Origin of the sequence: Planktothrix prolifica NIVA-CYA 540 (assembly GCF_963864145.1) — a bacterium.
Lineage (GTDB): Bacteria > Cyanobacteriota > Cyanobacteriia > Cyanobacteriales > Microcoleaceae > Planktothrix > Planktothrix agardhii.
The window spans coordinates 767,990-792,817 of the sequence record NZ_CAWLTW010000001.1; the positions used below are offsets into that span (position 1 = coordinate 767,990).

Consider the following 24,828-nt stretch of genomic DNA (forward strand, 5'->3'; position numbering starts at 1 on the left):
TACAAAATATCAGAGACGCGCCGTGGCACGTCTCTACGGATATCCCCAACCCCATGTTAATCTTCGTGTTCTTCAAAGGGGTCGCGCAGGTCGGTAGAAGCGGGGCCGAAAGCTGTGTAAATCGCATATCCCGTTAGGGCGATCACAAACACAGCAATACAAATGCTCAGAGTTAATGCGGGTTCCATTATGATTAATCCCTTGTTATTCGTGTACTTCTATAATAAAATAATTAGAAAACTTAAGACAATTTAACAATTGTTTCAATTCTGGGGTTAGGATATTGTGTTTAACCCGATATGGGGACACCTAAATCGGGTAACATTAGCCTAAGCCTCTCCTGTCTTCCCTAGCTTGAAGCGGTGAGAGTGTCCAAAATCCAGAAAAAATTTTGCTGACGTAAAAAATTTAGGTGAACTATGGCACAACGGACTTGGTTAGGAGATTTATTAAGACCTTTAAATTCCGAGTATGGTAAGGTTTCTGCCGGTTGGGGAACCACCTCCTTAATGGCAGTGTTTATGGGTCTGTTTTTCGTGTTTCTGTTAATTATTTTACAGATTTATAATTCCTCACTGCTGCTTGAAAATGTGGATGTAAACTGGGCTAATTTAACCCGCTAATCAAGTTTAAAATCCAGTTAATCGTGAACTGTGAGGATCAATTTAGGAAATAGGTTTTAAGGTATAATAATTTAAAAATACTTAACCTCAATCCTGTATTGCTACTTCTGGAAAGTTAAAAATCACAGTTCACGGTTTTCTATTGATAACGATTATTTTTTGCAACTTAGGAGACTATTTTAATGAATATATTTGGAATTGGTTTACCAGAAATGGCAGTAATTTTGGTACTGGCACTTTTAATTTTTGGCCCGAAAAAATTACCTGAAATTGGCAGTAGTTTAGGTAAAGCCCTAAAAGGATTTCAACAGGCTTCTAAAGAGTTTGAAGATGAATTTAAAAAAGAAGCTCAAAAGTTAGAAGAAACAGCTAAAATTCAGCCAGAAAAAAACTCAACTGTCGCATCTACCCCAACGGAAAATTCCGTCAATACCCTTGATTAATTAATAGGTAAAATCAATAAATTAACGTTATTTAGATATATCAATAATTATGATTATGGAGGTTACGCCTGCTAAAATATTAATTGTTCCTCAATTAATCGTAGGTTTAGGAAATCCTGAAACTAAATATGAGCAAACCCGACATAATATTGGTTTTGAGGCTATTGATGCGTTAGCAAAGGCTTGGCGAATTCCAATTTCAGAAAATCGCAAATTTAAAGGAAAATTCGGCGAAGGGGTAACATCTTCTGGGGAAAAAATTAGATTATTAAAACCTCTAACCTATATGAATTTATCAGGACAGGCAATTCGCGCTGTTGTTGATTGGTATAAACTCCCGCCCACATCAGTATTAGTAATTTATGATGATATGGATTTACCATTAGGACGGTTGCGACTGCGGTTGTCTGGTTCAGCAGGAGGTCATAATGGGATGAAATCTACCATTTCCCATTTAGGAACCCAAAACTTTCCTCGGTTGAGAATTGGTATTGGTAAACCCAAATCAATGGCTGGAACCGGAGAACGAGAAACGGTTTCCTATGTGCTAGGAAAATTTTCCTCACCGGAAATGCAAATTATGGAACAAGTTCTAAAATGGGCGGGGGAAGCGATTGATTTAAGTTTGCATCAAGGTGTAGAAAAAGCCATGAGTCTGTACAATAATCGTAGTTTTGTTGATAGTACAGAGTGAGTTCTAAAAGTTTACCTGAAACAACGGCGTATGTGCGAATTACGCGACAATCTTGGCACCAGGGTTTTCTCGAAGGGGAGGTCAGTGCTGGGGATTATGAGTGGCGATTTCAGTGGCGATTTCGACATACCAAAAAACTCACAATTCAACCATCCCAAGGACGAGCTTTAATACAAGAACCCTTGGGACGGTTTTTAGAAAAGTATGATTATCAATTAGAACCTGGTGGGGATTATTCTTTTACTGTTCGCGCTCAATTTTAATTCACAATCAAGGGTAAGTGACCATTTTTATCGGATTTGATAAACCGGAATTTCCACAATAAATTCTGTCCCTTCTTAGGGTAAAGCTTGACATTCAATAGATAAAGATTCTAATTCATCAATAGCATTAGATTTTAAGCGATGTTGTAGAATTAATAGTGTGCTATCAATCCCCTTATGGATATCAACTGCTTTCACCTCAGATTCATCTAAACGGGAGAAATTTCTTAAAGATAAAACTAACTGACGAATTCGGTAAGCACCAACTTTCATCGAAGATAAAATCTTAGGGAGATCCTCTTGAATAAACTCAAATTCAATTTCTTCCATTTTTGTAAGAGGGTATCTAACTCCAAACATTGATTGATTTGACCAATTATTTTTGATAAAGATTGATAACGTTGAGATTGCAATTGAGCTTGAATTAAAAGAGAATTTGAGGTATCTTGAAGTTGCCTTAAATGGGTAAAATCTCGACAAACTCCAATTACACCTGTCACCCCTCCTTCCGAATCTTTAATCGGAGTATATAAACTATTATAAATTGCTGATTTACGATCATATACAAGAGCCTAATATTATCAGTTTGCCAATCTATCTACAGTATAAAACATCACTTATAATCTTGGATATCAATTTTATTGTCCATAGCCTTTGGCTGAGTTGCAAAAATTATCTAAAATCACCTCCTAAAATTCAATTGACTCGGATCTTACCCTTTCGTTTTAAAATCTTAATAATATTGAAAAACTATCTAGCTCCGATAACAAGCGTATTTCCATTAAATCCCTATGGCTATTGGCTATCTCGCCCTGGTTCTCCATGCCCATCTTCCCTTTGTTCGCCACCCTGAAAGTGACTATGTACTAGAGGAAGAATGGCTATTTGAAGCAATTACCGAAACCTACATCCCTCTAATCAAAATGTTTGAAGGGTTAAAGCGGGATGGGATTGATTTCAAAATCACCATGAGTTTGACTCCACCCCTGGTGTCGATGTTGCGAGACCCTCTGCTCCAAGACCGATATGATCAACACCTGAGTTTACTCCAAGAGTTAACCGAACAGGAAATTGATCGCTATCAAAAAACCCCTCATCTTCGTTACCTCGCCGAACATTATGCCGAAGAATGGCAGGAAGCCCGTAAACTTTGGGAACGCTATCAAGGCGATTTAGTCACGGCTTTTAAACAATTTCAAGATAGTAATAATTTAGAAATTATCACCTGCGGTGCGACTCATGGCTATTTACCCCTAATGAATATGTATCCCCAAGCAGTTTGGGGACAAATTGAAGTCGCCTGTCAACACTATGAAGAAACCTTTGGCCGTCGCCCTCGGGGGATTTGGTTGCCCGAATGTGCCTACTATAATGGCTTAGAACGAATGTTAGCGGATGCAGGAATTCGGTATTTTCTCACCGATGGTCATGGGATTCTCTACGCCCGTCCCCGTCCCCGTTTTGGCACCTATTCCCCTGTTTATACGGAATCTGGTGTGGCTGTATTTGCCAGGGATAACGAATCTTCTCAGCAGGTCTGGTCTTCGGAAGTAGGTTATCCTGGGGCGGCGGAATACCGAGAATTTTATAAGGATTTGGGCTGGGAAGCCGAATATGAGTATATTAAGCCCTATATTATGCCTAATGGTCAGCGCAAAAATACCGGGATTAAGTATTACAAAATTACGGGTCGGGGTCTAGGACTGGGAGAGAAGGAACTTTATGACCCCTATTGGGCAAAAGCTAAAACTAGCGAACACGCGGCGGACTTTGTATTTAACCGCGAGCGCCAAGTAGAACATCTGCATGGAATTATGCAGCGTCCCCCGATTATTATCTCTCCCTACGATGCCGAATTATTCGGACATTGGTGGTATGAAGGGCCTTCGTTTCTCGATCAATTATTCCGCAAAACCTGGGAAAATCAAAAGGTCTACGCCATGACCCATTTAGCCGATTATCTCCAAGCCTTTCCCACCCAACAGGTTTGTCATCCCGCCCAGTCCAGTTGGGGATATAAGGGATTCCATGAATATTGGCTCAATCATACCAATTCTTGGATTTATCCCCATCTCCACAAAGCCGCCGAAAGGATGATTAAAATGGCGGGTCGAGAACCTAGAGGCGACCTAGAATTACGGGCGCTTAATCAAGCCGCAAGAGAATTACTCCTAGCACAGTCTTCCGACTGGGCCTTTATCATGAGTTCGGGAACTATGACCCCCTACGCCGTGCGTCGTACCCGTTCCCACCTAATGCGGTTTAACAAAATATACGAAGATCTCAAAATTGGCAAGGTAGATTTAGATTGGCTGGAAAAGGTCGAAGCCATTGATAATATCTTCCCTAATATCGATTTTCGCGTCTATCGACCCTTGATGTAATGGGTTATAGGTAATATTCGTAGTAAGCCCTTCAGGGCTTAATCCCCTAAACCTAACACTAATAAATTTAATCTCTTGATTATTAGTGTTAGGTTTTGCTGCTAGTTCTGGGGAATGAAGCCCTGAAGGGCTTACTACGTTTATGAGTGTTATTGGTGTTAGGTTTTGCTAATAGTTCTGGGGAATAAAGCCCTGAAGGGCTTACTACGTTTATGACGGAATTCTAAGAAAAATGTAAAGATTTGTTAACTTAGAGCGTTTTGTAAAGTAGACTACAGAATGTTCTGGTATATTAGAAATTGAAGACCAAAACAGCCTTTTATTTTCTAGGCTATTCATTCAGGAGAACAAACTCATGGGTACTCAAGAACAAGCTCGCGCTTTAATGATGCGTCATCACCACACCATCAAAAATCGTCAACAGTCTTTACTCAACCGGATTTCCGATCAAGTCGGTACCGAACCTGGTGAGCCAACCACGATTCAAGGAAAACTCAGAGCCCATTCTGCCAGCAGTTACGATCGCAGTAATGCCACAATGAGCTAGGAAGATTAATAATTGTAATCTTTCTTCATATTTTAGTTAAGCAAATTTTAGTTCAAAAAACCATTCAATTTTAAACAGAGGAGAAACAAATTATAGATACTCAAAATCAAGCTCGGGCCTTAATGATGCGTCATCATCAAGTAATTAAAAACCGTCAACAATCGATGTTAAATCGGGTTTCGGATGAAGTCGGTACAGAACCCGGTGATGTCTCAACCATTCAAGGCAAACCCAGTGCCAATTCTGTTAGTAATTATGACCGTGGTAACGGGATGATTTAGGTTAGTCGAATCCAAGATTAACCTCAAAAAAACCTTCAATTTTAAACAAAGGAGAAACAAATTATGGATACTCAAAATCAAGCTCGGGCTTTAATGATGCGTCATCATCAAGTAATTAAAAACCGTCAACAATCCCTCCTCAACCGAGTCGCGGATGAAGTCGGCATTGAACCCGGAGATTATCGGACAACGATTCAAGGCAAACCCACTGACAGCGTTAGCAGCTATGACCGCAGTGGCTCGTCCATGAGTTAATTCAGTTGTTATTAAGATAACGGTAAATTCATTATGAATCTATCAATGCCCCCGCTTTGCCTGAGCAAGTGGGGATATTTTTATGATTAACGGATAACTAATTTCTATACTTGTCACTAATCTTGGGGTTGTTTCTACTAAGGGAGATTCTTCAAGATAAAGTCTTGTAGCTTCTTTGAGATTAGCGCTCGCTTCTTCCATAGTTGCGCCTTGGTCAACTGTTCCTACTTCTGGACACTCGGCTATGTACATATCATCTTCTGGAGTAAATTATGGCAGTTAAACTTTCACTTTTCATCAATATTTTTAGGAAATGATTGTTATGTATTTAGCATATCTGATAATATCTAGTTTAGCAAATCACTCTATCAACATCTGTGATCGCATTTCTGGGAAATAAAAGAGCGATCGCATTTCAAGGAATTAGGAAATGAAGCGCGATCGCTTGTATTGTTGTATTGTATAGGCTGATCAGCATAACTGATCATTGTCCAACACGATTTAATATTAAGATCCCAACGATCCCAAGAACCAGTGCCATAGTGAATGTATTGCATCTACACCGATTGCTGCGACAATCCCAGACGCTACTTGTTCTACCCAACTTTTAAAATTGTTCTCATTGGCAAGAACTAACTTTTGCTTTTGTTCGCTCTCTCGCGCAAATAATTGGCGTAATTTATCTTCTTCTGCTGCGGTTACAGCCATATAAAACTCCTTCGGTTTGTAAATTTACTACTCAACAATATTCTGGTTTTTGTTACCTTTTGGGAATCGGATGATCTTTCAGCCATTTTGTAATCTTATTAATCATCTCAATATCATCGGAAAAATCTCTTGTATCCGCTTGCAAAATAAGAAAGACTAGATCACAAGAAGGGATGAGATCTTGATAGATTTTTTCATACTCTCGATCTTCCGCTTCGCTGCGTCCATAGCCAGGTAAATCGACTACAGTTAAAGCTCCACCTGTTGAGAGTGTAAATTCTTTAATTTGTGCTTCAGTTGTACCAACAGTTGTGGGACTTGTTTTAAACTGACCATTAAACAGATTATTAATAGTCGTCGTTTTACCAACGCCAGATTTACCAATCACCGCAACTTTAGGTGGTAATTTAGTTTCTTTTTGAAGCTGATCTAAGATTAATTTTAAATTGGTTTCTGGGATAATATTTTCGATTTTTTTGAAGTCCTCTAAAGTTTTAGTCTTAGAATCAACCTTCTTTTGACGTTGTTGATCCACAAAAGCTTTGACCTCTGGATCTGCTAATTCAAATGGATCGGCAGGTTTCACGTTACCCAGCTTGAATCCAGCATAAGCATTTCGGATAATTTTGGTTAGCAAAGGGATCAAACGATAACGCTGTAAGGCAGAATAATATTCTATGTTTGCCTCAGATATTTCTACATTTTTTCCCAATTGTTTAATAATATCTTTACACCGACGTTCAATCTCCTTTTCTGCTTCATCAGTAGGACTATTTAAACGCTTGTTCCAACCGTTAGGAATCATTTTATCAACTTGGTTTAAACCAACAACAAGTCTAAGCGGTGTTTTAGGACTTTTTCCAGAAAAAAAGCTAGATATCTTAGCCCATATATCTTCAAACATAATTTTTTAGCTCCTTGTTAATATTTTTCTTTTCAGATTTTCTAATCCCCAACCGTAAACAGATGTGTAAGTTACAATCTGATTTTTCTCAAAGATTATTTTGCCATCCACCGCACTCTTGAAAATGCCGTAAACATCATCTATTTTTTCAGGAATTAGCCTAAATTGGTCTTCTGAAGGTTCTCCCCCCTCAATATCAAATGGTTTTTCCCCCTCATAAACTCCCAGGCAATCTATTTTATTAAGAGCAACAATTAGGAATAGAGACGGCTTAAAGAATGGCTTTAACTGCTTTAAAAAAATCTCGTCCCGTTTGTAAGCTCTTGTATCTGCTTGAGTCACCCAGACTAAAGAATCTGCTTGAGATATCCATTTTTTGTAGTAAGCCATATATTTTTGATCGTCCCTGAGACTTTCACCAATTCCAGGCAGATCAACAACTCTTACTTGTTGGTCGGGAAAATCAAGATAATCAAAGATATCTAAATTTGCAAATTGAGGTTTTTTCGTACAAGCAACGGCATTATCGGTAGCCCAGTTTAGCCCAAAAACAGCGTTGAGAGTGCTACTTTTACCAACTCCGGTTTTACCAAAAAATACAACTGTTAATCGATCGTTTTTAACCAACGGGGCAAAGGATCTGATGATTTTCTTTAACCCTGACACAAGTAGCAAACAATTACCTCCTTCTTTATTGCAGAATTTAGATGAGCGATCGCTAGTCTATAAAATTGCCTTTTCTTTGATTATCTTGTCACTCAATTTTCCTTCTGGCAAGGTATACTAGGTGACATTTGGTGACAAGTTTCTCGTTTGTTAAGTTTTTATTGGGTGTCAAAAAGTAAGATTTAGTGGCAAAAGTAGCGAAAGTGTGGTAGACTAATATCAAATTGTAACTAAAATTATGACCTCATCTAATATCTATGGATATTCAAGAAGCTATCGAGTGGACGGATGATCGAGTTTTTACTAAAACTGGAAAGCACCTTGATTCGCTTCAAAGAACTATATTAGAGGGGACTTTAGAAAATCAAACTTATAAGCAATTATCAGAGGATTATCATTGTAGTAAAGACCATGCGAAAAGAGTTGCTTCGGATCTATGGAAACTTCTTTCTGATGTCTTGGGGGAAGATGTTAAAAAATCTAACTTTAAATCTATATTAAAACGAGTAGAATTTTCTAATATTTCAAATTCTACACAAATTTTTGGTAATATCAATATCTGTAGCGAAATTAGCCCCTATCCCAAAGTACAAAAAAATCGAACGCCTACTCACTCAAAAAACGCTAAATCTCAACCCCGCCACGACCTCAGCGAAGCCCCAGAATACGATAATCGCCTCTATAATCGCACCGACGAACTCACTACCCTGAAACAATGGATACTCACAGAAAATAGCCGTATTGTTACTGTAACCGGATTATCGGGCATGGGTAAAACCACCCTAGCGAGACAACTGGTAGAACAAATCAGAGATAATTTTGATTCCATCCTGTGGCGAACTCATCGCAAATTCCCCACTCTCAACGCCCTCAAAACCAACCTAATCGAGTTTTTCTCCCCAACTCCACCCTCCGAAAATCCCTCAATTATCAACTATTTACAGTCCCGCCATTCCATCCTAGATGATTTGCGATCGCACCGTTGCTTAATTATCCTCGACGACTTCCAAGACACCTTAACCCCCCGTCAATTCGTCGGAAACTACCTGTCAGAATATCAAGACTATGGTAAACTGTTAACGGAAATTGGCAGATCTCCCCATAATAGTTGTCTGCTCCTCCTCAGTTGGGAACAACCCATCGAAATTGCCAACTTAGAAACCGAAAACCGCTACTGTAAAACCCTACAACTCCAAGGTTTAGGTGAATCAGCTACCCAACTCCTAGCTGACAGAAAACTCACAGATCAACACAAATGGCCAGAACTAATCCAACTTTATAGCGGCAACCCCCTCTGGTTAAATATTATTGCTTCTACGATCAAAGATTTATTTAATGGTAGTATTGAGCATTTTTTATCCTATAAAACCCTATTTTTAGGAGATTTAGAACCTCTGATTAAACAACATTATCAACGGTTATCCGAATCTGAACAACTTCTGATGTTGTGGTTAGCTAACCAAGATAAAACAGTCAATATTTTGAGTAAACCCACAGAATTTTCATCTGATAACGATTTTTTAAGGGCTATACAATCTTTAAAAAAACGAGGCTTAATTCAACAAGCGAGGAATAATAAAGAATCTTACTGGAGTCTTGAACCTGTGATTAAAGAATATATGAAAAATCAATCTCGGTAACTGCTCTGGCGACGGATATAACTAAGAATTAACTAAAATTATTCCTTGACGGGGAGGAAGATAGACCTCTAATTCCGTTGTGCCATTTTCTGGTTTCCATCTGAACTTACATTCTCCATAAATTAACTGATTAGGACGATTTTTTAACTCAGTAACCATTAAGTTGATTTCGGCTGCTTCTGTTCCCGAATTGACCACAATAATTAATTCTTGATGGTCTAAACATCGAGCAAATCCATAAACCATCTCCTGAGCATATAATATATTGTAAGAACCTGTTCTTAAAGCCGGATATTGGTGACGAATAGCAATCAATTTTTTGTGATATTCTAAAATATCTTGATGCCAAGAATCTTGCATCGGAAAACTGCGGCGAGAGTCGGGGTCAAGGTGTCCTTCTAACCCGACTTCATCTCCATAATAAATACTGGGCGCACCTGGAAAAGTAAATAACAATAAAGTTGCTAACTCAACACTTGCTTTATCTCCTCCCGCCACACTAATTAACCGGGCGGTATCGTGACTATCGAGTAAATTCAATTGAGTTAGTTGAATTTCCCAAGGATATAACGCTAATAAATCTTGTATTTTTTGACCATATTCTTTAGCAAATATAGCCGGATATGGAAAATAAGACGGGCTTTCGACTAATTCCATTTGAACGCGATCGCCTGCAACAAAAGCAATGGTCGGGGCGGTAAATAAATAATTCATCACTCCATCAAATTGGGTTCCATCTAACCATTGTCTCGAATCTCCCCACACTTCCCCAACAATATAAGCCTCTGGATTAATAGCCTTAACTCTATCTCGAAATTCCTGCCAAAAACCAGGAGTTTTCACTTCAAAAGGCACATCTAAACGCCAACCATCAATCCCAAAATCAATCCAATACTCAGCAATTTCCATGATATATTCCCTAACTTGAGGATGATCATGATTAAATTGAGGTAAAGCCCGATTGCCAACCCAACCCACATAATTAGCAGGTTTACTGCCATCATAAGCAGATAACGGCCAGCCTTCAATTTTAAACCAATCTAACCAAGGAGAATTGGGGCCGTTTTCTAAAATATCATGGAACTGGAAAAAGCCGCGACTGGCATGGTTAAATACTCCATCTAAAACAATTTTAATCTGGCGTTGATGGGCTGCATCTAATAACTCTTGAAAGGCTGTATTTCCTCCGAGTATGGGGTCAATTTGGTAATAATCATGGGTATGGTAACGATGATTACAAGCCGATTGAAAAATAGGAGTAAAATAAATCGCATTAATCCCTAAATCCTGTAAATAATCTAATTGTTCAATCACCCCCCATAAATTGCCTCCTTTATATCCCTGTAAACTCGGTGGTAAATCCCATTGTTCCCAGCGATCGGATTTTAACAATTTTTTGCGCGGAATAGCTGCTTGAGCAAAGCGATCGGGAAAAATTTGATAAAATACTGCGTGTTTGACCCAATCTGGAGTTTGTATTTGCATAGATAAATTTAACCACATATCATAAGTATAAATGCTAGAATTAAGCGGAATTTTACCAAGTTATCCGATTTAGCTGAACTGCACTGAGCTTAGAAATTAGCTCTTTAATTGTAGGCGATCGCTAACCTCTCCAGCAAGTCAATCACTCTAATTCAGATATTAAAGTTTTATTAAGCAGCCCTGAATATCTTATTTACCGATGATAAATTAGAAACAACTTATTGGATGTACACCCAGAGGAATGAATGACCCCAATAGTAACGTACCACCCATTGTTTACGCAGAAGCCTCAGTTAATTCACAAGGAGGGGTTTCCCTATTCCGATCTTCAGAACTAATTACCAGCGAGAATATTACTCAATTTTATTCTCATCCTCAACAGGTCAATTTAGCAATTCAACGTCTAAAAGCTGAAGGGTTTGAAGTTTTAGAAACGGGACGAGTCACTCTTAGTATTGCAGGTTCTGCTGATTTGTATGAGCGTGTTTTCAACACGCAAATTATTGCTAAAGACAAAACGGTTATAAAAGGAGGAGGATTAGAAAGTATAGGCACATTTTTAGATACTCCTGATACTGATATTATCGGTTTTGTTGATACATCTTCAAGTCCTTTATCTGATTTAATTGAAGGAATTGCTTTAAGTGAACCAGCTTATTATACCGATGTCGGTTTGCCTTCAGGAGATCCCCCTGATACTTCCTATTGGCATTTAATTCCCCAGGATATTGCCCCGAAACTGAATGCAGTAACGGCTCATCAACAGGGAATTAAAGGTCAAGGTATTAACGTTGTCATGGTCGATTCAGGATGGTATCGTCATCCTTTTTTTGCCCGGAATGGATATCGGGGTCAAGTCATCTTAGGGGCAGGATGTATTAATCCCGAAGTCGATGAAAATGGACATGGAACCGGAGAATCTGCCAATCTATTTTCTATGGCTCCAGAAATAGATTTTACGATGCTAAAAGGGAACTTCAAAAATTCCATTGCTGCCTTTAAAAAAGCGGTTTTCTTGCGTCCTGATATTGTTTCTTGTAGTTGGGGAAGTAGCAAACAATATCTGCCTTTATCTGCATATCATATTGCCTTAACTGCTAATATTGCCGATGCAGTTTATCAGGGAATTATTGTTGTTTTTTCTGCCGGAAATGGGCATTGGGGATTTCCTTCTCAACACCCGGATGTGATTGCGGCTGGGGGCGTTTATTTGGATTCCGATGGTAAATTAGAAGCCAGTAATTATGCTAGTGGTTTTAGCAGTAATATCTATTCTGGGCGGATTGTTCCTGATATTTGTGGGTTAGTTGGAAAGAAACCTAGAGCGGCTTATATTGTTTTACCTGTTCCCCCTGGAAGCACTTTAGATGCCCTTTTTGGTTTACCCGGAGTTAAACATCCTGACGCGGATGAAACTTCATCAGAAGATGGTTGGGCAGCCTTTAGTGGAACATCGGCCGCAGCGCCCCAAATCGCGGGAATTTGCGCTTTGATGAAGCAAGTTAATCCGCAATTATCTCCCCAACAAGCAAAAGAAATTTTGCAACAAACTGCCCTGGACGTGATTGCAGGAAATAGCAATTCTGCAACCGGAGGACATTCGGCTAAACCCGGATTTGATTGGGCAACGGGAAACGGTTTAGTTAATGGGTTTGAGGCGGTAAAAACAGCCCAACGTTTAGCCAAAAATTCCCATTCACCTAAACCAAAACCTAACAAGCAACGTAATTTTTCATCTCAAAAAACACCCATTACTTTAACAGAGGTTACTATGGATTCTAAACTCAGAAAGCACTACGAGAAAATTTTGTGTGCATTAGATAATGCCCTGCAAAATGTAGATCCAGAAATTAAGGGTGAGTATGAGTTAGTCATTAGTGCTGCCAATTTTGTACCGCGATCGCCCATTTCAAAAGCAGCTTATCAGTTGATGACCACCCTAAATAATACAGAAGCTGATCTCAAAGCTAAAATTTTTGCTGCACAAGGATTATTAAAGCTAGGTCGTTATCAAGAAGAAGCGATTGCATTTCTTGCACTGGCAATCACTGATGAATCCAATATACCAGCTATCACGGATGTTAAAGAGCGATCAGAGTTGTTGGCTAATGCTATGGAAGCGTTAGGAGAAGCAAGTTCACACGCGCAGAATAATAGTAACTTATTAAGTGATCAACAATTTGTTGAATGTCCTGCTGGTACAATATGTTGAAAATTCAATAAAGTGATGTAGGCTTCTAGCCTGCTTTCGCGCCCCAGGGCGAAACTACCAACCCAATACTCAAGTTATTGAATTTTCATTCCTAAGCCTTAATCTCCTCCCTCTTGATAAGTGGTATTGTCGGTACTCTTTTCCGAATAATCGCAATCGATAATTCTTTGAGAGAGTTCTTCTAATATCATTTTAGGTACTATATCCTTTTTCTTTTGGCAGCAATCTTGCACAGCCTGTAAGAATCCTTTGATACTTTCTGGCGCACCGGGTTGATGATCCGCTTGCGCCAGAAATTCCGTCCATAATTTCTCATTGTCCTTATAAAGATCAACTAAATATAAACCTGCTAAAAATTCTGCTAAAGGATCAAGAGAAAAACGAATTTGATCTTCACTCGGTTTGAGGATTTCAACAATATGCAGAGAGTTTTCTAAGTATTTAAGGTGAGTTTTTGCCTGATCTTCACCCCATTGTTCACCTAATACTTTTAATATGATCTCAAGAGAGACAGTGGTAGGCCGATAAGTTTGTTTTAGACATTCCCATGCTATAACTTTAGTCACCCGATGAACAATCAGATTTTCTAAATGATTTTCTAGCTCTTTTTCAATCAGTTGATAATTGAGTTGATTTAAGTAAGATAACATCAAATCAGGAATATTATCAGGTAAATTTTGAGTCATCTGATCCGCTTCAGCCGCAATCAGTTGATCGGCATAGAGTTTAGCTAATAAAACGGTAATATCTCGCTCACCCACAAGCTGAGAAAGTTTTATACAGGCTTGAAAAAGTGCTTCATCTGTTTTGAATAAATCTTGTTTTCCTTTTTTATTAACATAAGCTTGTAAAAACTCTGCCAGTTTACTACTGTGAACCCGCATCATTTGAATAATAGTTTGATTCACACCTCCTAAAGATTCTTTTCTCCGTGAGGTAACAATCAAAGCATTCACTAAAAAATTAGGTAATTCTGGTTTAATTTTGTTGCGAGTTGCTGGACGCATTTCAGAATAGCCATCAACAATCACCAGAAGCCGTCTTTGCCTTAATAAATGTTCAACGAATTCCTCGGATATAGGCATTATTGCCTCAATTAAGTCCCGCAGTTGCCCATGAATAGCTTGAATTAAAACCTGTTGTCCATTTGTAACTTCTTCACTCAGTTCTTGATCAATTAAAACTGGTAACATTCGATGATTTTGGCAAAGACGCTGCTCTGGATTATCTGCCATTGCCCACCTTGCTAACTGACAGGCTAAAGTTGTTTTTCCAGAACCTCCTTCTCCCCAAATTAGTAAAGTTTCTCTTGATTCACTAAACTTATATTGTAAATCTTTAGGGGTGAGTTCAGGAATCGAATCACCATTCAAAATTACAGGAATAGTAGGAACATAAATTTTTCTATCTTTAACGGTCTGCTTATTTTCAAACTGACGGCGTGCTGTTTCCAGATTCGTTTTCACCCAATCATCTAGTACCCTGGGATGATATTGTAAGTCAAACAATAATATTCTCAATGTAGCAGTCTTAAAATTGATCCCGATAAATTCTAAAGATAAATCAGTTTTTTGTAAAAATATGTGCAACCATAATAAAGATAATGGTTTGACACGGAGTAATAAAAAAAGCAGAAAAAGCCAAAAGCCGAATAAAAATACAGGGATCGACAGGTTTTTGTTTTCAGTCAGCCAGATCACGAAAGGATTTGCTGGCTTTGGAATCGATTGAATTGCATTATTTAAAGATTTTTTTGTGGTTTCAATTTTATCACTATCCGATTTAGTAAAATTATTTTCTTCTAGTGTTTTTACTGCTAAATTCAATCCTTCAAGCCAATCTTTTTTCTGATCTTCTTTGTTGGCAATTGTATAGGCTAATTTTTGCAATTCATCAGCTATGCTTTCTATAGATTCAATAGCAAATCTTTGGATTGCGGGACTTTGAGTTTTATATTGAAGAGACTTTGTTAAAACTTCCATCGATAATTTAACATCATAACCACTAGATCCAAGCGCTTGTGCCACACCTATTCGAGTTTTCCAAGGTTTATTTTTATCTTGAGCAATTTTTTTGAGCTTGGGAACTAAATCTGGAGAATTATTTCTTTTTACTGCTTCTGTAATAATATGGGTTGCTTCAAAATAAATTATATAATTTTCATGATTCAATAGAGGAAAAATTTTATCAATTTTTTCCTCATTAAGCGTTAAATTTTCAATTGAAATTCCATTAGCTAAACGATATAAAGACGATCCTCTAAAGGAAACTGTGTTTCTAGAATTTAATCCTTGATTTATCAATGAATCAACTGCTTTTTGAGCGACTTTTCCTATGGTTACTAAAGATCTAGTGGCTGAAATACGAATTTTATCATCTTCTTGTTGGTCTTCTATAATTTTAATTAACTGATCAACAGCTTTCTCTGATTTACGATCTACTTCTCCTAACGCCTGCACAATAGCTGATCGAGCTTCAAAAGAATTTTTATTATTGTTAAACTCTCGAATCAATACATCTACAATATCAGGATTTTTTTTAAGTTCTTCAATAGCTTCTTGATCATTATCTGGATTATCATCCATCAACATCTCAATCGGCTCTTGAATTTTGGGATCGACCTGAATAGCTTCTTGCTTAACATTCTGTTGCGCGAACGCTGCACTCGACAACAATAAAGGTAAAGAAACCCCGACCACAGCCACTTTAATCGCCTGAGAAACCTTATGCCAATATGGGTACATCATAAATCCTCTATCTTTAATCAAAATTGATCGTGTTTATTCTCGTATAACCTGAAATTAACAAAACAATCCCCGACTAATCCGGTAAAAAAATATAAAGAATTATCAAGTTATAAACAGCTAAAAAATTTTCAACCCTTAAAATTCAATAACCTTTTAACAATTCTTTGGCCATTTCCCTTCCTCTTAACTTAACCCAAACCCAAACTTAATGTCGGTTTTGCCTCTCCCCCCTTGTCAAGAGTACCGTACAGTCGGACACTGGACTTGGGAAGACTATTGGCAGTTGAGAGGTAACTTTTTGTGAAACGAGTTTTAGCAATCATTCTCGGTGGCGGTGCGGGTAGCCGCCTGTATCCTTTAACCAAAATGCGGGCCAAGCCTGCGGTTCCCATCGCCGGGAAATATCGGTTAATCGACATCCCCATTAGTAACTGTATTAACTCAGAAATTCTCAAAATCTACGTTTTAACCCAGTTTAACTCAGCATCCTTAAACCGCCATATTGCTCGCGCCTACAACTTCTCTGGCTTTGATGATAGCTTTGCAGAAGTCCTAGCCGCCCAACAGACCACCCAAAACCCCAATTGGTTCCAGGGTACGGCGGATGCGGTGCGTCAGTATTTGTGGCTGCTGAAGGAATGGGACGTTGACCAATTTCTGATTTTATCCGGTGACCATCTCTATCGCATGGACTATCGGGAATTTGTCCAACGTCATTTAGACACCAAAGCGGATATTACCCTTTCGGTATTGCCCATTGACGAAAAACGGGCTTCGGATTTTGGCTTAATGAAACTTGATGACTCTGGACGGGTGGTGAGTTTTAGCGAAAAACCCAAAGGGGACGCCCTCAAAGAAATGCAGGTGGATACCTCGACGTTAGGTTTATCTCCCGAACAGGCTAAAGAAAATCCTTATATTGCTTCTATGGGGATTTATGTCTTTAACAAAGACACCTTGATTAAGCTATTAGATGAAAATCCCCAGGAAACTGATTTCGGGAAAGAAGTAATTCCCAACGCATCGGCCAATTTAAACGTTCAAGCCTTTTTATTTAAAGACTATTGGGAAGATATTGGAACCATCGAAGCGTTTTATCATGCCAATCTGGGTTTAACACAACAACCCCACCCCAACTTCAGTTTCTACGACGAAGAATCTCCGATTTATACCCGTTCTCGTCACTTACCCCCTACGAAAATCCTAGATTGTCGGATTACGGAGTCTATTATTGCTGAAGGTTGTATCCTGAAAGAATGTCGGATTGATCATTCTGTTTTGGGGTTACGTTCCCGGGTGGAAGCTGGATGCGTGATTGAAGATACCCTACTCATGGGTTCCGACTTTTATCAAGCATTCTCAGAACGTTCTTCGGGTTTACGAGAAGGTGAAGTTTCACTGGGTATTGGTTCCAATACCGTAATTCGTAAGGCTATTGTTGATAAAAATGCTCGCATTGGTCGCAATGTCCAAATTATCAATAAAGAGGATATCCAAGAAGCGGAAAGGGAAGATTTAGGATTTTATATCCGCAGTGGTATTGTTGTGATCCTGAAAAATGCGGTAATTTCCGATTATACCGTTATTTAATCTGGGTCTGACACCAAAACCCAATCTATTTATTTATAGGACTTCCTACTCCCAGGAAGTCTTTTATTGTATAGCACAGCAGATTACCTATTACCTATTACCCATTACCCATTACCCATTACCCATTCCCTGTTCCCTGCTATATTAAACCCCATCGGCTACAATCAAAACAGTTTTTTCAGATAACTTTATCCCGTTGATGTTCGGAACCTTTCCCTCAGAATCTCTATTTGCTGTTTCTGCAAGCGTACCTTTATTGGGAAATATCGGGCTAGATATTCTAGCGCTGGTATTTATGCTGATTCTATCAGCCTTGTTCTCCGGTTCCGAAACCGCCATTACCGCCCTCGATAACTTAAAATTACGAGCTTTAATTAAAGAACAGGGCGACCCCAACCGGATGTATACCCTAGTTTTAGAAAAGCGGGCCAGATTTATCACCACCTTGTTAGTCGGAAACAACCTGGTAAATAATTTCTCGGCGATTCTCACCAGTAATTTATTTGCGATTTGGCTAGGTAATGCGGGGATTGGGGTAGCTACGGGTGTTGTGACTTTTCTAGTATTAATTTTTGGGGAAATTACCCCGAAATCCTTTGCTATTAACAACATTTTACCCATTTTTAAAGCTACGGTTCGGCCGATTTATTTGTTATCTATTGTCCTCTCGCCAGTGATTGTCCTGTTAGAAAGTATTACCCAAGGGATTATTCGGATGTTTAGTCCGGGGGGGGTTCAGCAGGGATTATCGGTACAGGATTTGCGATTGATGATCGAAATTTTAGGGGGTCGGGGTCAGTTAGATTGGCAAAAACATCAACTCTTGAATAAAGCCTTGATGATGGATTATTTAATCGCCCGAGAGGTGGTTAAACCGCGAATTGAGATGCGAACTATTTCCCATCAAGCTACCTTACCAGAAGTGATTGAGTTATGCCTAGAAACGGGATATTCTCGGATTCCAGTGCAGGGAGAATCAAAGGATCAAATTGTCGGGATTGTCCATTTGAAACGGGCGTTACAATTAGCCCATGCCCACGATGAGGAACGGGACAACATTTCTGTCACCGAAGCCATGAGTCCTCCGGTTTATGTCCCCGAAACTAAACGGGTTGGGGATTTACTCAAGGAAATGCTGCAACAACGCTTACATCTGGCAATTGTGGTGGATGAATATGGGGGAACCGTTGGGCTAGTAACCCTGGAGGATATTTTGGAGGAGTTAGTCGGGGAAATTTACGATGAGAGCGATTTTCCCAGCCGCACCCAACCGCTTGATAAACTCACGACAGGCCGGCCTCGCACCCGTTCTTCCCGTCCAACCCGCCCAACCAAAAAAGTCCGTAAACTCCCTGAACGCTAGGGTTATCAGCCCCCTTTACCCTAGACTAAAAAAGTTTTTTGCCAAAACCATTGACATTTTCTGAGATCGTGCTACTATATAAAATTGTTGAATAAATGGGTCGATGCCCGAGCGGTTAATGGGGGCGGACTGTAAATCCGCTGGCTACGCCTACGCTGGTTCAAATCCAGCTCGGCCCACCTCTAAAATTAAAAAAATTAAAGATTAGAAGCTATAATATTTTAGTTTTTTGTTATTAATTTTTTTTGCCCGTGTAGCTCAGTGGTAGAGCACTTCCTTGGTAAGGAAGAGGTCACGAGTTCAATCCTCGTCACGGGCTTTATTTTTTTTGATTATAACAGAAAGGATCACATTCAAAAATTTTGAATGTGATCACTTTTCGTTAATTCAAAATGAAATTAACCGACTTGTACGACCCCGTAACGACTGGTTAATTTATCCAATTGATTGACTAATAAACTTAGGAATAGTCCCACGTCGGTGACAACGCCAATGGACTCCACAGAACCGCGATCGCTCAGTTTGGTCACAACGGCCGGGTTAATATCCACACAGACCATCTTAACTCCCGAAGGCGTCATATTCCCCACCCCAATCGAATGCAGCATCGAGGACAGCATCAGAATCATATCCGCGCCCTGCAAAAGTTCGGCATAATCTTCTTGGGCCTTAATTAAGTCCATTTGGGTATCCGGTAACGGGCCATCATCTCGAATCGAACCCGCTAAGGAGAAGGGAATATTATTTTTCACACATTCGTACATTACCCCACTCTTAACCAAGCCATTTTCAACGGCAGTGGCAATACTCCCATAACGGCGAACACTGTTGATCACTTTAAGGTGATGTCGATGCCCTCCTTTAACAGCGATGCCTTGTTTCATATCGACACCAAGGGAGGTTCCCATAATCGATTGTTCCATATCGTGAACCGCGATCGCATTTCCCCCTAATAACGCCTGCACATAGCCTTCACGGATCAGATGGGATAAATGTTGCGCCCCTCCGGTATGGATCACCACCGGGCCAGCCGTCACCACCACTTTCCCGCCGCGATCGCGAATTTGGCGCAGTTCCCAGGCGACCTGTTCCACAATTAATTCCACCCGGCGTTCACTGGACACCCCAGCCGACATAAAGCTGAATTCCTGGGGTGCATTCCGGGCTTCCCTGGATTCGGTTTTGCGGATGGTGCGAAGACCAGCCACATCCACAACAACCCGTTCTCCGACCTTTAAGTCCCGCAGAATTTTACATTGGGCGACAAGACCGTTGGGGGTTTCAAAAATCGCGATCGCGCCGTCCATGCGTTGATGTTGAACCGTCAACCATTGGCCATCAACCCGAACTTCCGTGGGGTAAATGGTGGAGACGTAGAAATCATCGGGGCCAACGCCATCTTGTTCGACGGGTTGTAAGCGGGCGTCCCGTTGGTCATCTTCTAAGGACACCACGCCAATATCAATTAATTGGCTAATAATTTCTTCCATCACCTCATGGGAGGGGGCGGAAATTTTAATTTCGGCTTTCGAGGTGCTTTGGCGTTGTTCCCCTAAATTAAAGTTAAGGACTTTGAAACTACCACCGCCTTCGACGATCAAATCTAGGGCGCGGTTAATTAACCCGGCGTCTAATAGATGTCCTTCCATCAGGACGGTGTGGCTTTCGACTTTAACCACCGCATGACGATCAACAATCACAGGTTCAGTGACCCGCAGGGTTAAACATTTGGCTGCTCCCCCGGCTTTTAAAAACTCAGTTAGGGGAGTTTCTAAGACAGTAAAACCTGCTTCTTCGATTCTAGCTTTGAGGTTTTCACTGGCTTTGTTCATAATCACCATCTGATTAATATTGACGGTGTTACAAGCAAAGTTAACGGCGTCGGGTTCCTCAACAATAATCCGTTTTTCGGGAGGAATTCGCAGTTCTATTAAGCGATTTGAATAGGAATCAAAGGCGGGAGGATAATACATTAAATACCCGCCTTTTAGGGGACAAAAACAGGTATCCAAATGATAAAAACGTTCATCCATTAACCGCAGGGATAGAACTTCAATATCGAGCCATTCGGCAATTAGGGGGTGAGAATCGAGTTCAGATCGAAATCCATATCCCGCCCATAAATAGCGCCCTTCCCTGTCAAATAGGGCATCTCCAGCGCCTTCAAAGGGGAGGTCTTTAGGAAGTTCGTGAACAGTAAATCCTTGACTTTCAAACCAGGTTTTGAAATAGGGTTCTTCTCCTTGGCGTTCTTTATGATAAAAACGACTAAGAACGACGGTTTTATCGAGAACTAACCCGGCGTTGGCGGTAAATACCATATCCGGCCAACCTTTGGCGGGGGTTACTAAGTCAACAATGGCGTGATCTTTGATCAGATGGTACAAACTTTGCCATTGTTCTCTAGCCTTGTCAAAGGAGGATTTGTGGATGTTTCCCTCCATCCAAGGATTGATCACATAGTCCACATCATAGTGGTCTGGAGAACACATCAGAAAGCGAATTGATTCTGTCATTTTAGGTACAATAGGGTAGACGCTACGGTTTTCTACTGATAGGAGATTTGAGTCACTACAAAACCCCACTTAAGCGGTTGCTGAAGGGGGAGTTAGTTCTATAAAAAGCCAACTTTTAATTATATCATCCGAATGTGGACGCCTTTCGATTCAATGTCATATTTTCATAACATTGGGTCGAAGGGTGATCAAGGTATTGTTTGGTCTTCTCACTTAAAAAAGTAGCGATCGCATCAACAACTTGCTATAGTTGCAAGGCTAATTGCCAAAGTAACTGGTGTAAACAATTTTGTAGTGAGTCCTTTAGGACTCTCTAAGAAAGCCCTGAAGGGCTTACTACGGTTTGGAAAACCATATTATTAAGCGTCCTGATGAAGATGTACAAGCCTTAGCCCAGGCGTTATTGGATGCTAAACAGCAAGTAGGTTTTTGTGGCGATGAATTACCCCTAGTTTGTTCAGGTTTAGATATTTTGCCCACTTTGGGTGATCTCCCTGAACTTACGGTTAACGTTGTGATGACAATGACTCAGCGACACTATTTTCCCTAAATCTACTCCTCTTAATTTAACCTTAATTTGGTAAACCCGTAGTAAGCCCTTCAGGGCTTTATCCCTAAAAGACTAATCATCGCTAGAACAACTATCTCCAGAATCACCTGAATCACCCCAGGAACAACTATCCCCAGAATCACCTGAATCACTATCACTGTAGTAACTATCGCCATAATAGTCACTATTAGAATACCTGCCCTTTATTGGGTTTGGAATACATTTTTTCGTTAATTCTTTTACTATTTGATCAGCAGCTTGTTCTTGACCAAGAGGAACAAAAATAGAGCGAGTGATCTCCCCAGTGGGTTCATCTGCAAATAAACGAGTGTTCAGAACAAAATCTTTATCTTGTTCGGATTCTTGTACTAGCAATTGATAAAATAATTCAAACTTTAAGACTCGTTTTGATAAATTGATGCCATATAAATGATAGGGTGTTCCTTCCCAGCACCAATATTCACCATCCGCATAAAACCCATTTTCACCAATATAAACATCACAAATATTGTTGCTGCGTTTGGCTGATTGAAAAATCCCACGTATAAAACAGACTAATCCGATTCCGAAGCCAATACCAAGTTCTACTCCTAGTAAGTGAATCAGATATTGAAGCCAATTCCCCGTCGGATTATAATTAAATTTTCTCCCGTTTATAATTTCAATGATTAGAATAACAATTGCTATAAAGGGAGACCATAATAATAATATCCCAAGTCCTTCTAAAAAAAGATGAGATGCAATCCATTTTCGATCTCGTTCGGTGTATTCCCAGCGATACCAATAGTTGTCAGGATTACTAATAAAATCTCCGGCTAGTTGACGATTAATTTGATCAGTTATCTGAGTTTTCTTGAGATTAAGAATAGCCGCCCAAGCGATATAAATGACAATCATTACAATTGAGACAACAAGAAGAGCAAAGATGCCAACAAATAATAGTGAGTCCTTTGTTATTAAGGGATAAATAAAACTCATTGAGATCAGGAATAAAGCGGTTCCTAACCCTAATATTATCCACAGGTTGGGGGAGCCGATTTGGGTTAGTTCTGCTTTGTTAGTGTAAACTTTCATGATGTTTTCCTCTGGCTGAATTGACCCTAACTATCAACAAATAAAACCCTTTTAACTTATTCCCTACTCTAGTTGATAACTCTGGCTTAGAATTCGGATCATTAAAAGGGAATTATCTTAATAGTTTAAGTGGCATGGTTAGGCTAAATTAGAATTATTAAAACCCTAATTTATTACGTTAGTTCTTCAACGACTTTTTGCACTTGATCTCGATAATCTTTGGTTTTAATATAATCATCAACAGATTCTTCTAAAACCATCATGTTTTTTTGATCCGCACTAAATGTAATTACATCTTTCTCAACAAAAATAGGCTGAAATCTTACATAGTCAGTTTCTTGTTTAAGCAGGTGTTTGGTAATGTAATCCGTTGCATCACTGGAGCCATCTGTAAATACATCCATCAAAGGTATACTTCTGGTTAAATTAGCCCAATTAAAAGCACCCCATCCTTGGGATTGTTGAACACTAATTCGCTTGAATCCTGTACCTGCTCCAAAAGATACAACTAAATCGGGAAGTGTCTTAAAGTTTTTCTGACATTCAGCCATAGCACAAAGTACAGGATTATTAGCCACGAAACCACCATCAACAAATGGAAGACCTTCGTTGGGAATATCAAGATTGAAACTTTTATCTAAATTTTTAGCCTCTTTTGCATCTTTTTTGAGTTCATAGAAAAACTGATCATTGTTAATAATATGAGCCGGAAAAACAGTAGGAGCAGAACAAGAAGCTTTGCATACTTGCCAAATCGCTAGATTTTTATAACGGTCGTCTCGATTTTTAAACACTGTCGCTTGACGATTATAGACATCATAACTAGGAACAATCACTAAAGGTTTTAGCTCCCCAAATAACTGATCAGAAAACTTTTCTTTGAGTACCTCCTCCAACCCTTGATCATCATAAAAAGGCTGGCTCATGATTTTATCAATTTCTTTATTGTCTTTGTCAAAAAGATTGCAGAGATTAAATAGATTCAAATCAAAATCTTGCTCTGCAAACCTTTTAATCAGATTGATTAAACTTGATTTAACATCAGGAAAAATTCTATCACCGTCCCCTTTAAAAAAATTTCTAATTTCTCGTGCAGATTTTCCTTGAGCAACAGCTAGAGCAATAATACTTCCTGAAGATGTGCCAGCAATAATATCAAAATACTCTCTCAATTGTTTATCGGGATTGATTGCTTTCAGCTTGTCTTCAACTGCTTCTAACATTGTTGCGGTTAAAAGTCCGCGAATACCACCACCATCAAATGAAAGAATTCGGCGAGGTTTTTCAAACATTTTAGTTGCTCCTTGATATGTATTGATTTGAGGCTATTTATGAACAATAGAAATTAGAACTGATTGAATAGCCTAGAAAAACTGGGATTAATTTTTGCCTACAATTGACTGATTTGACTGGTTTATCTCTCACAAACTATAGTTTCAAACAACCAACTTCCTTCTGTTATTTTCCATCCACTCCATAACTCACCATCTCGGTATTCTTCAGTGTACTTCCAAACAGACTCCACATCGGCTGCATTCCTACGATTGTGCCAAGACCATTTACTAGCATATCGATAACCCATTTTCTCGCAAAATTTATTGGCAGCTAGTTTAGTAGCAGCTTCACTACAAGCACTAGGAAAACGATAAGAAGCGATGCACCGATCTACATGCTTACCATCGATTGTAACGTCATTTAGAAATACCTGAGTTTCAGCCAATACTCTACCCGCACTTAAAACTCCTAGTGTTAAAGCACAAGAAATAGCTAAAACTGTCCTATAGATCTTATTCATAATCTTATCCCTCCTTAACTCTCCTTGAGTTATTAGGCTTTCTAACTTTCTGTTCTTAGACTAACTTGATCACTTGTTGATTGAAAGT

Annotated in this window: 24 protein-coding genes, 2 tRNA genes and 1 pseudogene; 15 read left to right on the forward strand and 12 right to left on the reverse strand. The window is 39.3% G+C overall.

Translation table 11 applies throughout. From position 1 onward, the window contains the following. Window positions 1-56 precede the first annotated feature (56 nt). Window positions 57-188 carry a photosystem II reaction center protein PsbN gene (gene psbN / locus AC559H_RS03540; RefSeq protein ID WP_026787065.1) on the reverse strand — a complete coding sequence of 44 codons (132 nt, stop codon included), beginning with the start codon at window positions 186-188 and terminating at the stop codon, window positions 57-59. A 231-nt stretch (window positions 189-419) separates the two neighbouring features. On the opposite strand from psbN, the gene psbH reads away from it, so the two are divergent. From psbH to AC559H_RS03560, 4 genes are all read left to right on the forward strand, one after another. Beyond that, complete coding sequence (psbH, locus tag AC559H_RS03545) at window positions 420-623, forward strand: photosystem II reaction center phosphoprotein PsbH (protein WP_026787064.1); 204 nt, start codon at window positions 420-422, stop codon at window positions 621-623. A 182-nt stretch (window positions 624-805) separates the two neighbouring features. Continuing rightward, window positions 806-1,066, forward strand: coding sequence for a TatA/E family twin arginine-targeting protein translocase (locus AC559H_RS03550; RefSeq protein ID WP_026787063.1), 261 nt, complete (start codon window positions 806-808; stop codon window positions 1,064-1,066). A 55-nt stretch (window positions 1,067-1,121) separates the two neighbouring features. Continuing rightward, complete coding sequence (pth, locus tag AC559H_RS03555) at window positions 1,122-1,760, forward strand: aminoacyl-tRNA hydrolase (RefSeq protein WP_233422994.1); 639 nt, start codon at window positions 1,122-1,124, stop codon at window positions 1,758-1,760. Next, window positions 1,757-2,023: a DUF3146 family protein gene (locus AC559H_RS03560; protein ID WP_026787061.1), complete on the forward strand. Its 267-nt coding sequence runs from the start codon at window positions 1,757-1,759 to the stop codon at window positions 2,021-2,023. Before pth ends, AC559H_RS03560 begins: the two co-directional genes overlap by 4 nt. 123 nt (window positions 2,024-2,146) lie before the next feature. On the opposite strand, the pseudogene AC559H_RS03565 reads toward AC559H_RS03560, so the two are convergent. Then, window positions 2,147-2,356 (reverse strand): annotated as a pseudogene (locus AC559H_RS03565) (histidine kinase); the annotation flags it as partial. A gap of 458 nt (window positions 2,357-2,814) precedes the next feature. On the opposite strand from AC559H_RS03565, the gene AC559H_RS03570 reads away from it, so the two are divergent. The 4 genes from AC559H_RS03570 (at window position 2,815) to gifA (AC559H_RS03585) (ending at window position 5,490) form a co-directional block, all read left to right on the forward strand. Beyond that, complete coding sequence (locus tag AC559H_RS03570) at window positions 2,815-4,407, forward strand: glycoside hydrolase family 57 protein (RefSeq protein WP_026793752.1); 1,593 nt, start codon at window positions 2,815-2,817, stop codon at window positions 4,405-4,407. A 355-nt stretch (window positions 4,408-4,762) separates the two neighbouring features. Next, complete coding sequence (gene gifA, locus AC559H_RS03575; RefSeq protein WP_026787058.1) at window positions 4,763-4,954, forward strand: glutamine synthetase inactivation factor IF7A; 192 nt, start codon at window positions 4,763-4,765, stop codon at window positions 4,952-4,954. Window positions 4,955-5,046: 92 nt separating this feature from the next. Beyond that, on the forward strand, window positions 5,047-5,235 hold the full coding sequence (gifA, locus tag AC559H_RS03580) for a glutamine synthetase inactivation factor IF7A (RefSeq protein WP_026787057.1): 189 nt from the start codon (window positions 5,047-5,049) through the stop codon (window positions 5,233-5,235). Between the two features lie 63 nt (window positions 5,236-5,298). Next, window positions 5,299-5,490: a glutamine synthetase inactivation factor IF7A gene (gene gifA, locus AC559H_RS03585; RefSeq protein WP_026787056.1), complete on the forward strand. Its 192-nt coding sequence runs from the start codon at window positions 5,299-5,301 to the stop codon at window positions 5,488-5,490. A 42-nt stretch (window positions 5,491-5,532) separates the two neighbouring features. Here gifA (AC559H_RS03585) and AC559H_RS03590 read toward each other — a convergent pair whose 3' ends face one another. The 4 genes from AC559H_RS03590 to AC559H_RS03605 form a co-directional block, all read right to left on the reverse strand. Next, a complete protein-coding gene (locus AC559H_RS03590) occupies window positions 5,533-5,742 on the reverse strand; it encodes a type II toxin-antitoxin system HicB family antitoxin (protein WP_237745535.1) in 210 nt (69 codons plus the stop codon). Between the two features lie 255 nt (window positions 5,743-5,997). Further along, window positions 5,998-6,198: a hypothetical protein gene (locus AC559H_RS03595; RefSeq protein ID WP_026793754.1), complete on the reverse strand. Its 201-nt coding sequence runs from the start codon at window positions 6,196-6,198 to the stop codon at window positions 5,998-6,000. Between the two features lie 52 nt (window positions 6,199-6,250). Continuing rightward, entirely contained in the window at window positions 6,251-7,102 is an 852-nt protein-coding gene (locus tag AC559H_RS03600; RefSeq protein ID WP_051319442.1) for a GTPase family protein, read from the reverse strand. A 6-nt stretch (window positions 7,103-7,108) separates the two neighbouring features. Further along, window positions 7,109-7,729 carry a GTPase family protein gene (locus AC559H_RS03605; RefSeq protein ID WP_237745534.1) on the reverse strand — a complete coding sequence of 207 codons (621 nt, stop codon included), beginning with the start codon at window positions 7,727-7,729 and terminating at the stop codon, window positions 7,109-7,111. Between the two features lie 296 nt (window positions 7,730-8,025). On the opposite strand from AC559H_RS03605, the gene AC559H_RS03610 reads away from it, so the two are divergent. Then, a complete protein-coding gene (locus tag AC559H_RS03610) occupies window positions 8,026-9,408 on the forward strand; it encodes a helix-turn-helix domain-containing protein (RefSeq protein ID WP_026793757.1) in 1,383 nt (460 codons plus the stop codon). Window positions 9,409-9,429: 21 nt separating this feature from the next. Here AC559H_RS03610 and AC559H_RS03615 read toward each other — a convergent pair whose 3' ends face one another. After that, entirely contained in the window at window positions 9,430-10,893 is a 1,464-nt protein-coding gene (locus tag AC559H_RS03615; protein WP_026793758.1) for a glycoside hydrolase family 13 protein, read from the reverse strand. A 241-nt stretch (window positions 10,894-11,134) separates the two neighbouring features. Between AC559H_RS03615 and AC559H_RS03620 the strand changes: the two genes are divergently transcribed. Further along, window positions 11,135-13,105: a S8 family serine peptidase gene (locus tag AC559H_RS03620; protein ID WP_071782695.1), complete on the forward strand. Its 1,971-nt coding sequence runs from the start codon at window positions 11,135-11,137 to the stop codon at window positions 13,103-13,105. 98 nt (window positions 13,106-13,203) lie between these two features. Here the strand turns inward: AC559H_RS03620 and AC559H_RS03625 are convergent, their stop codons facing one another. Beyond that, on the reverse strand, window positions 13,204-15,690 hold the full coding sequence (locus AC559H_RS03625) for an NACHT domain-containing protein (protein ID WP_158442199.1): 2,487 nt from the start codon (window positions 15,688-15,690) through the stop codon (window positions 13,204-13,206). A gap of 462 nt (window positions 15,691-16,152) precedes the next feature. On the opposite strand from AC559H_RS03625, the gene AC559H_RS03630 reads away from it, so the two are divergent. The 4 genes from AC559H_RS03630 to AC559H_RS03645 all read left to right on the forward strand — a co-directional run bounded on the left by AC559H_RS03630 (window position 16,153) and on the right by AC559H_RS03645 (window position 19,124). Then, complete coding sequence (locus AC559H_RS03630) at window positions 16,153-17,442, forward strand: glucose-1-phosphate adenylyltransferase (RefSeq protein ID WP_026793759.1); 1,290 nt, start codon at window positions 16,153-16,155, stop codon at window positions 17,440-17,442. Window positions 17,443-17,641: 199 nt separating this feature from the next. Next, a complete protein-coding gene (locus tag AC559H_RS03635; protein ID WP_043937103.1) occupies window positions 17,642-18,805 on the forward strand; it encodes a hemolysin family protein in 1,164 nt (387 codons plus the stop codon). Between the two features lie 97 nt (window positions 18,806-18,902). Continuing rightward, window positions 18,903-18,984, forward strand: a tRNA-Tyr gene (locus AC559H_RS03640). A gap of 68 nt (window positions 18,985-19,052) precedes the next feature. Continuing rightward, window positions 19,053-19,124: transfer RNA gene (locus tag AC559H_RS03645), tRNA-Thr, on the forward strand. A 79-nt stretch (window positions 19,125-19,203) separates the two neighbouring features. Here the strand turns inward: AC559H_RS03645 and argZ are convergent. Continuing rightward, window positions 19,204-21,321, reverse strand: coding sequence for a bifunctional arginine dihydrolase/ornithine cyclodeaminase (gene argZ / locus AC559H_RS03650; RefSeq protein WP_026793760.1), 2,118 nt, complete (start codon window positions 21,319-21,321; stop codon window positions 19,204-19,206). Window positions 21,322-21,664: 343 nt separating this feature from the next. On the opposite strand from argZ, the gene AC559H_RS03655 reads away from it, so the two are divergent. Continuing rightward, a complete protein-coding gene (locus tag AC559H_RS03655; protein WP_026793761.1) occupies window positions 21,665-21,871 on the forward strand; it encodes a hypothetical protein in 207 nt (68 codons plus the stop codon). Window positions 21,872-21,943: 72 nt separating this feature from the next. On the opposite strand, the gene AC559H_RS03660 is transcribed toward AC559H_RS03655, so the two are convergent. The 3 genes from AC559H_RS03660 to AC559H_RS03670 form a co-directional block, all read right to left on the reverse strand. Next, on the reverse strand, window positions 21,944-22,849 hold the full coding sequence (locus AC559H_RS03660) for a hypothetical protein (RefSeq protein WP_148292193.1): 906 nt from the start codon (window positions 22,847-22,849) through the stop codon (window positions 21,944-21,946). Between the two features lie 269 nt (window positions 22,850-23,118). Beyond that, window positions 23,119-24,237, reverse strand: a complete 1,119-nt coding sequence (locus AC559H_RS03665) for a patatin-like phospholipase family protein (protein ID WP_026793763.1) — start codon at window positions 24,235-24,237, stop codon at window positions 23,119-23,121. 122 nt (window positions 24,238-24,359) lie between these two features. Beyond that, entirely contained in the window at window positions 24,360-24,740 is a 381-nt protein-coding gene (locus AC559H_RS03670) for a hypothetical protein (protein WP_026793764.1), read from the reverse strand. Window positions 24,741-24,828: the final 88 nt, after the last annotated feature.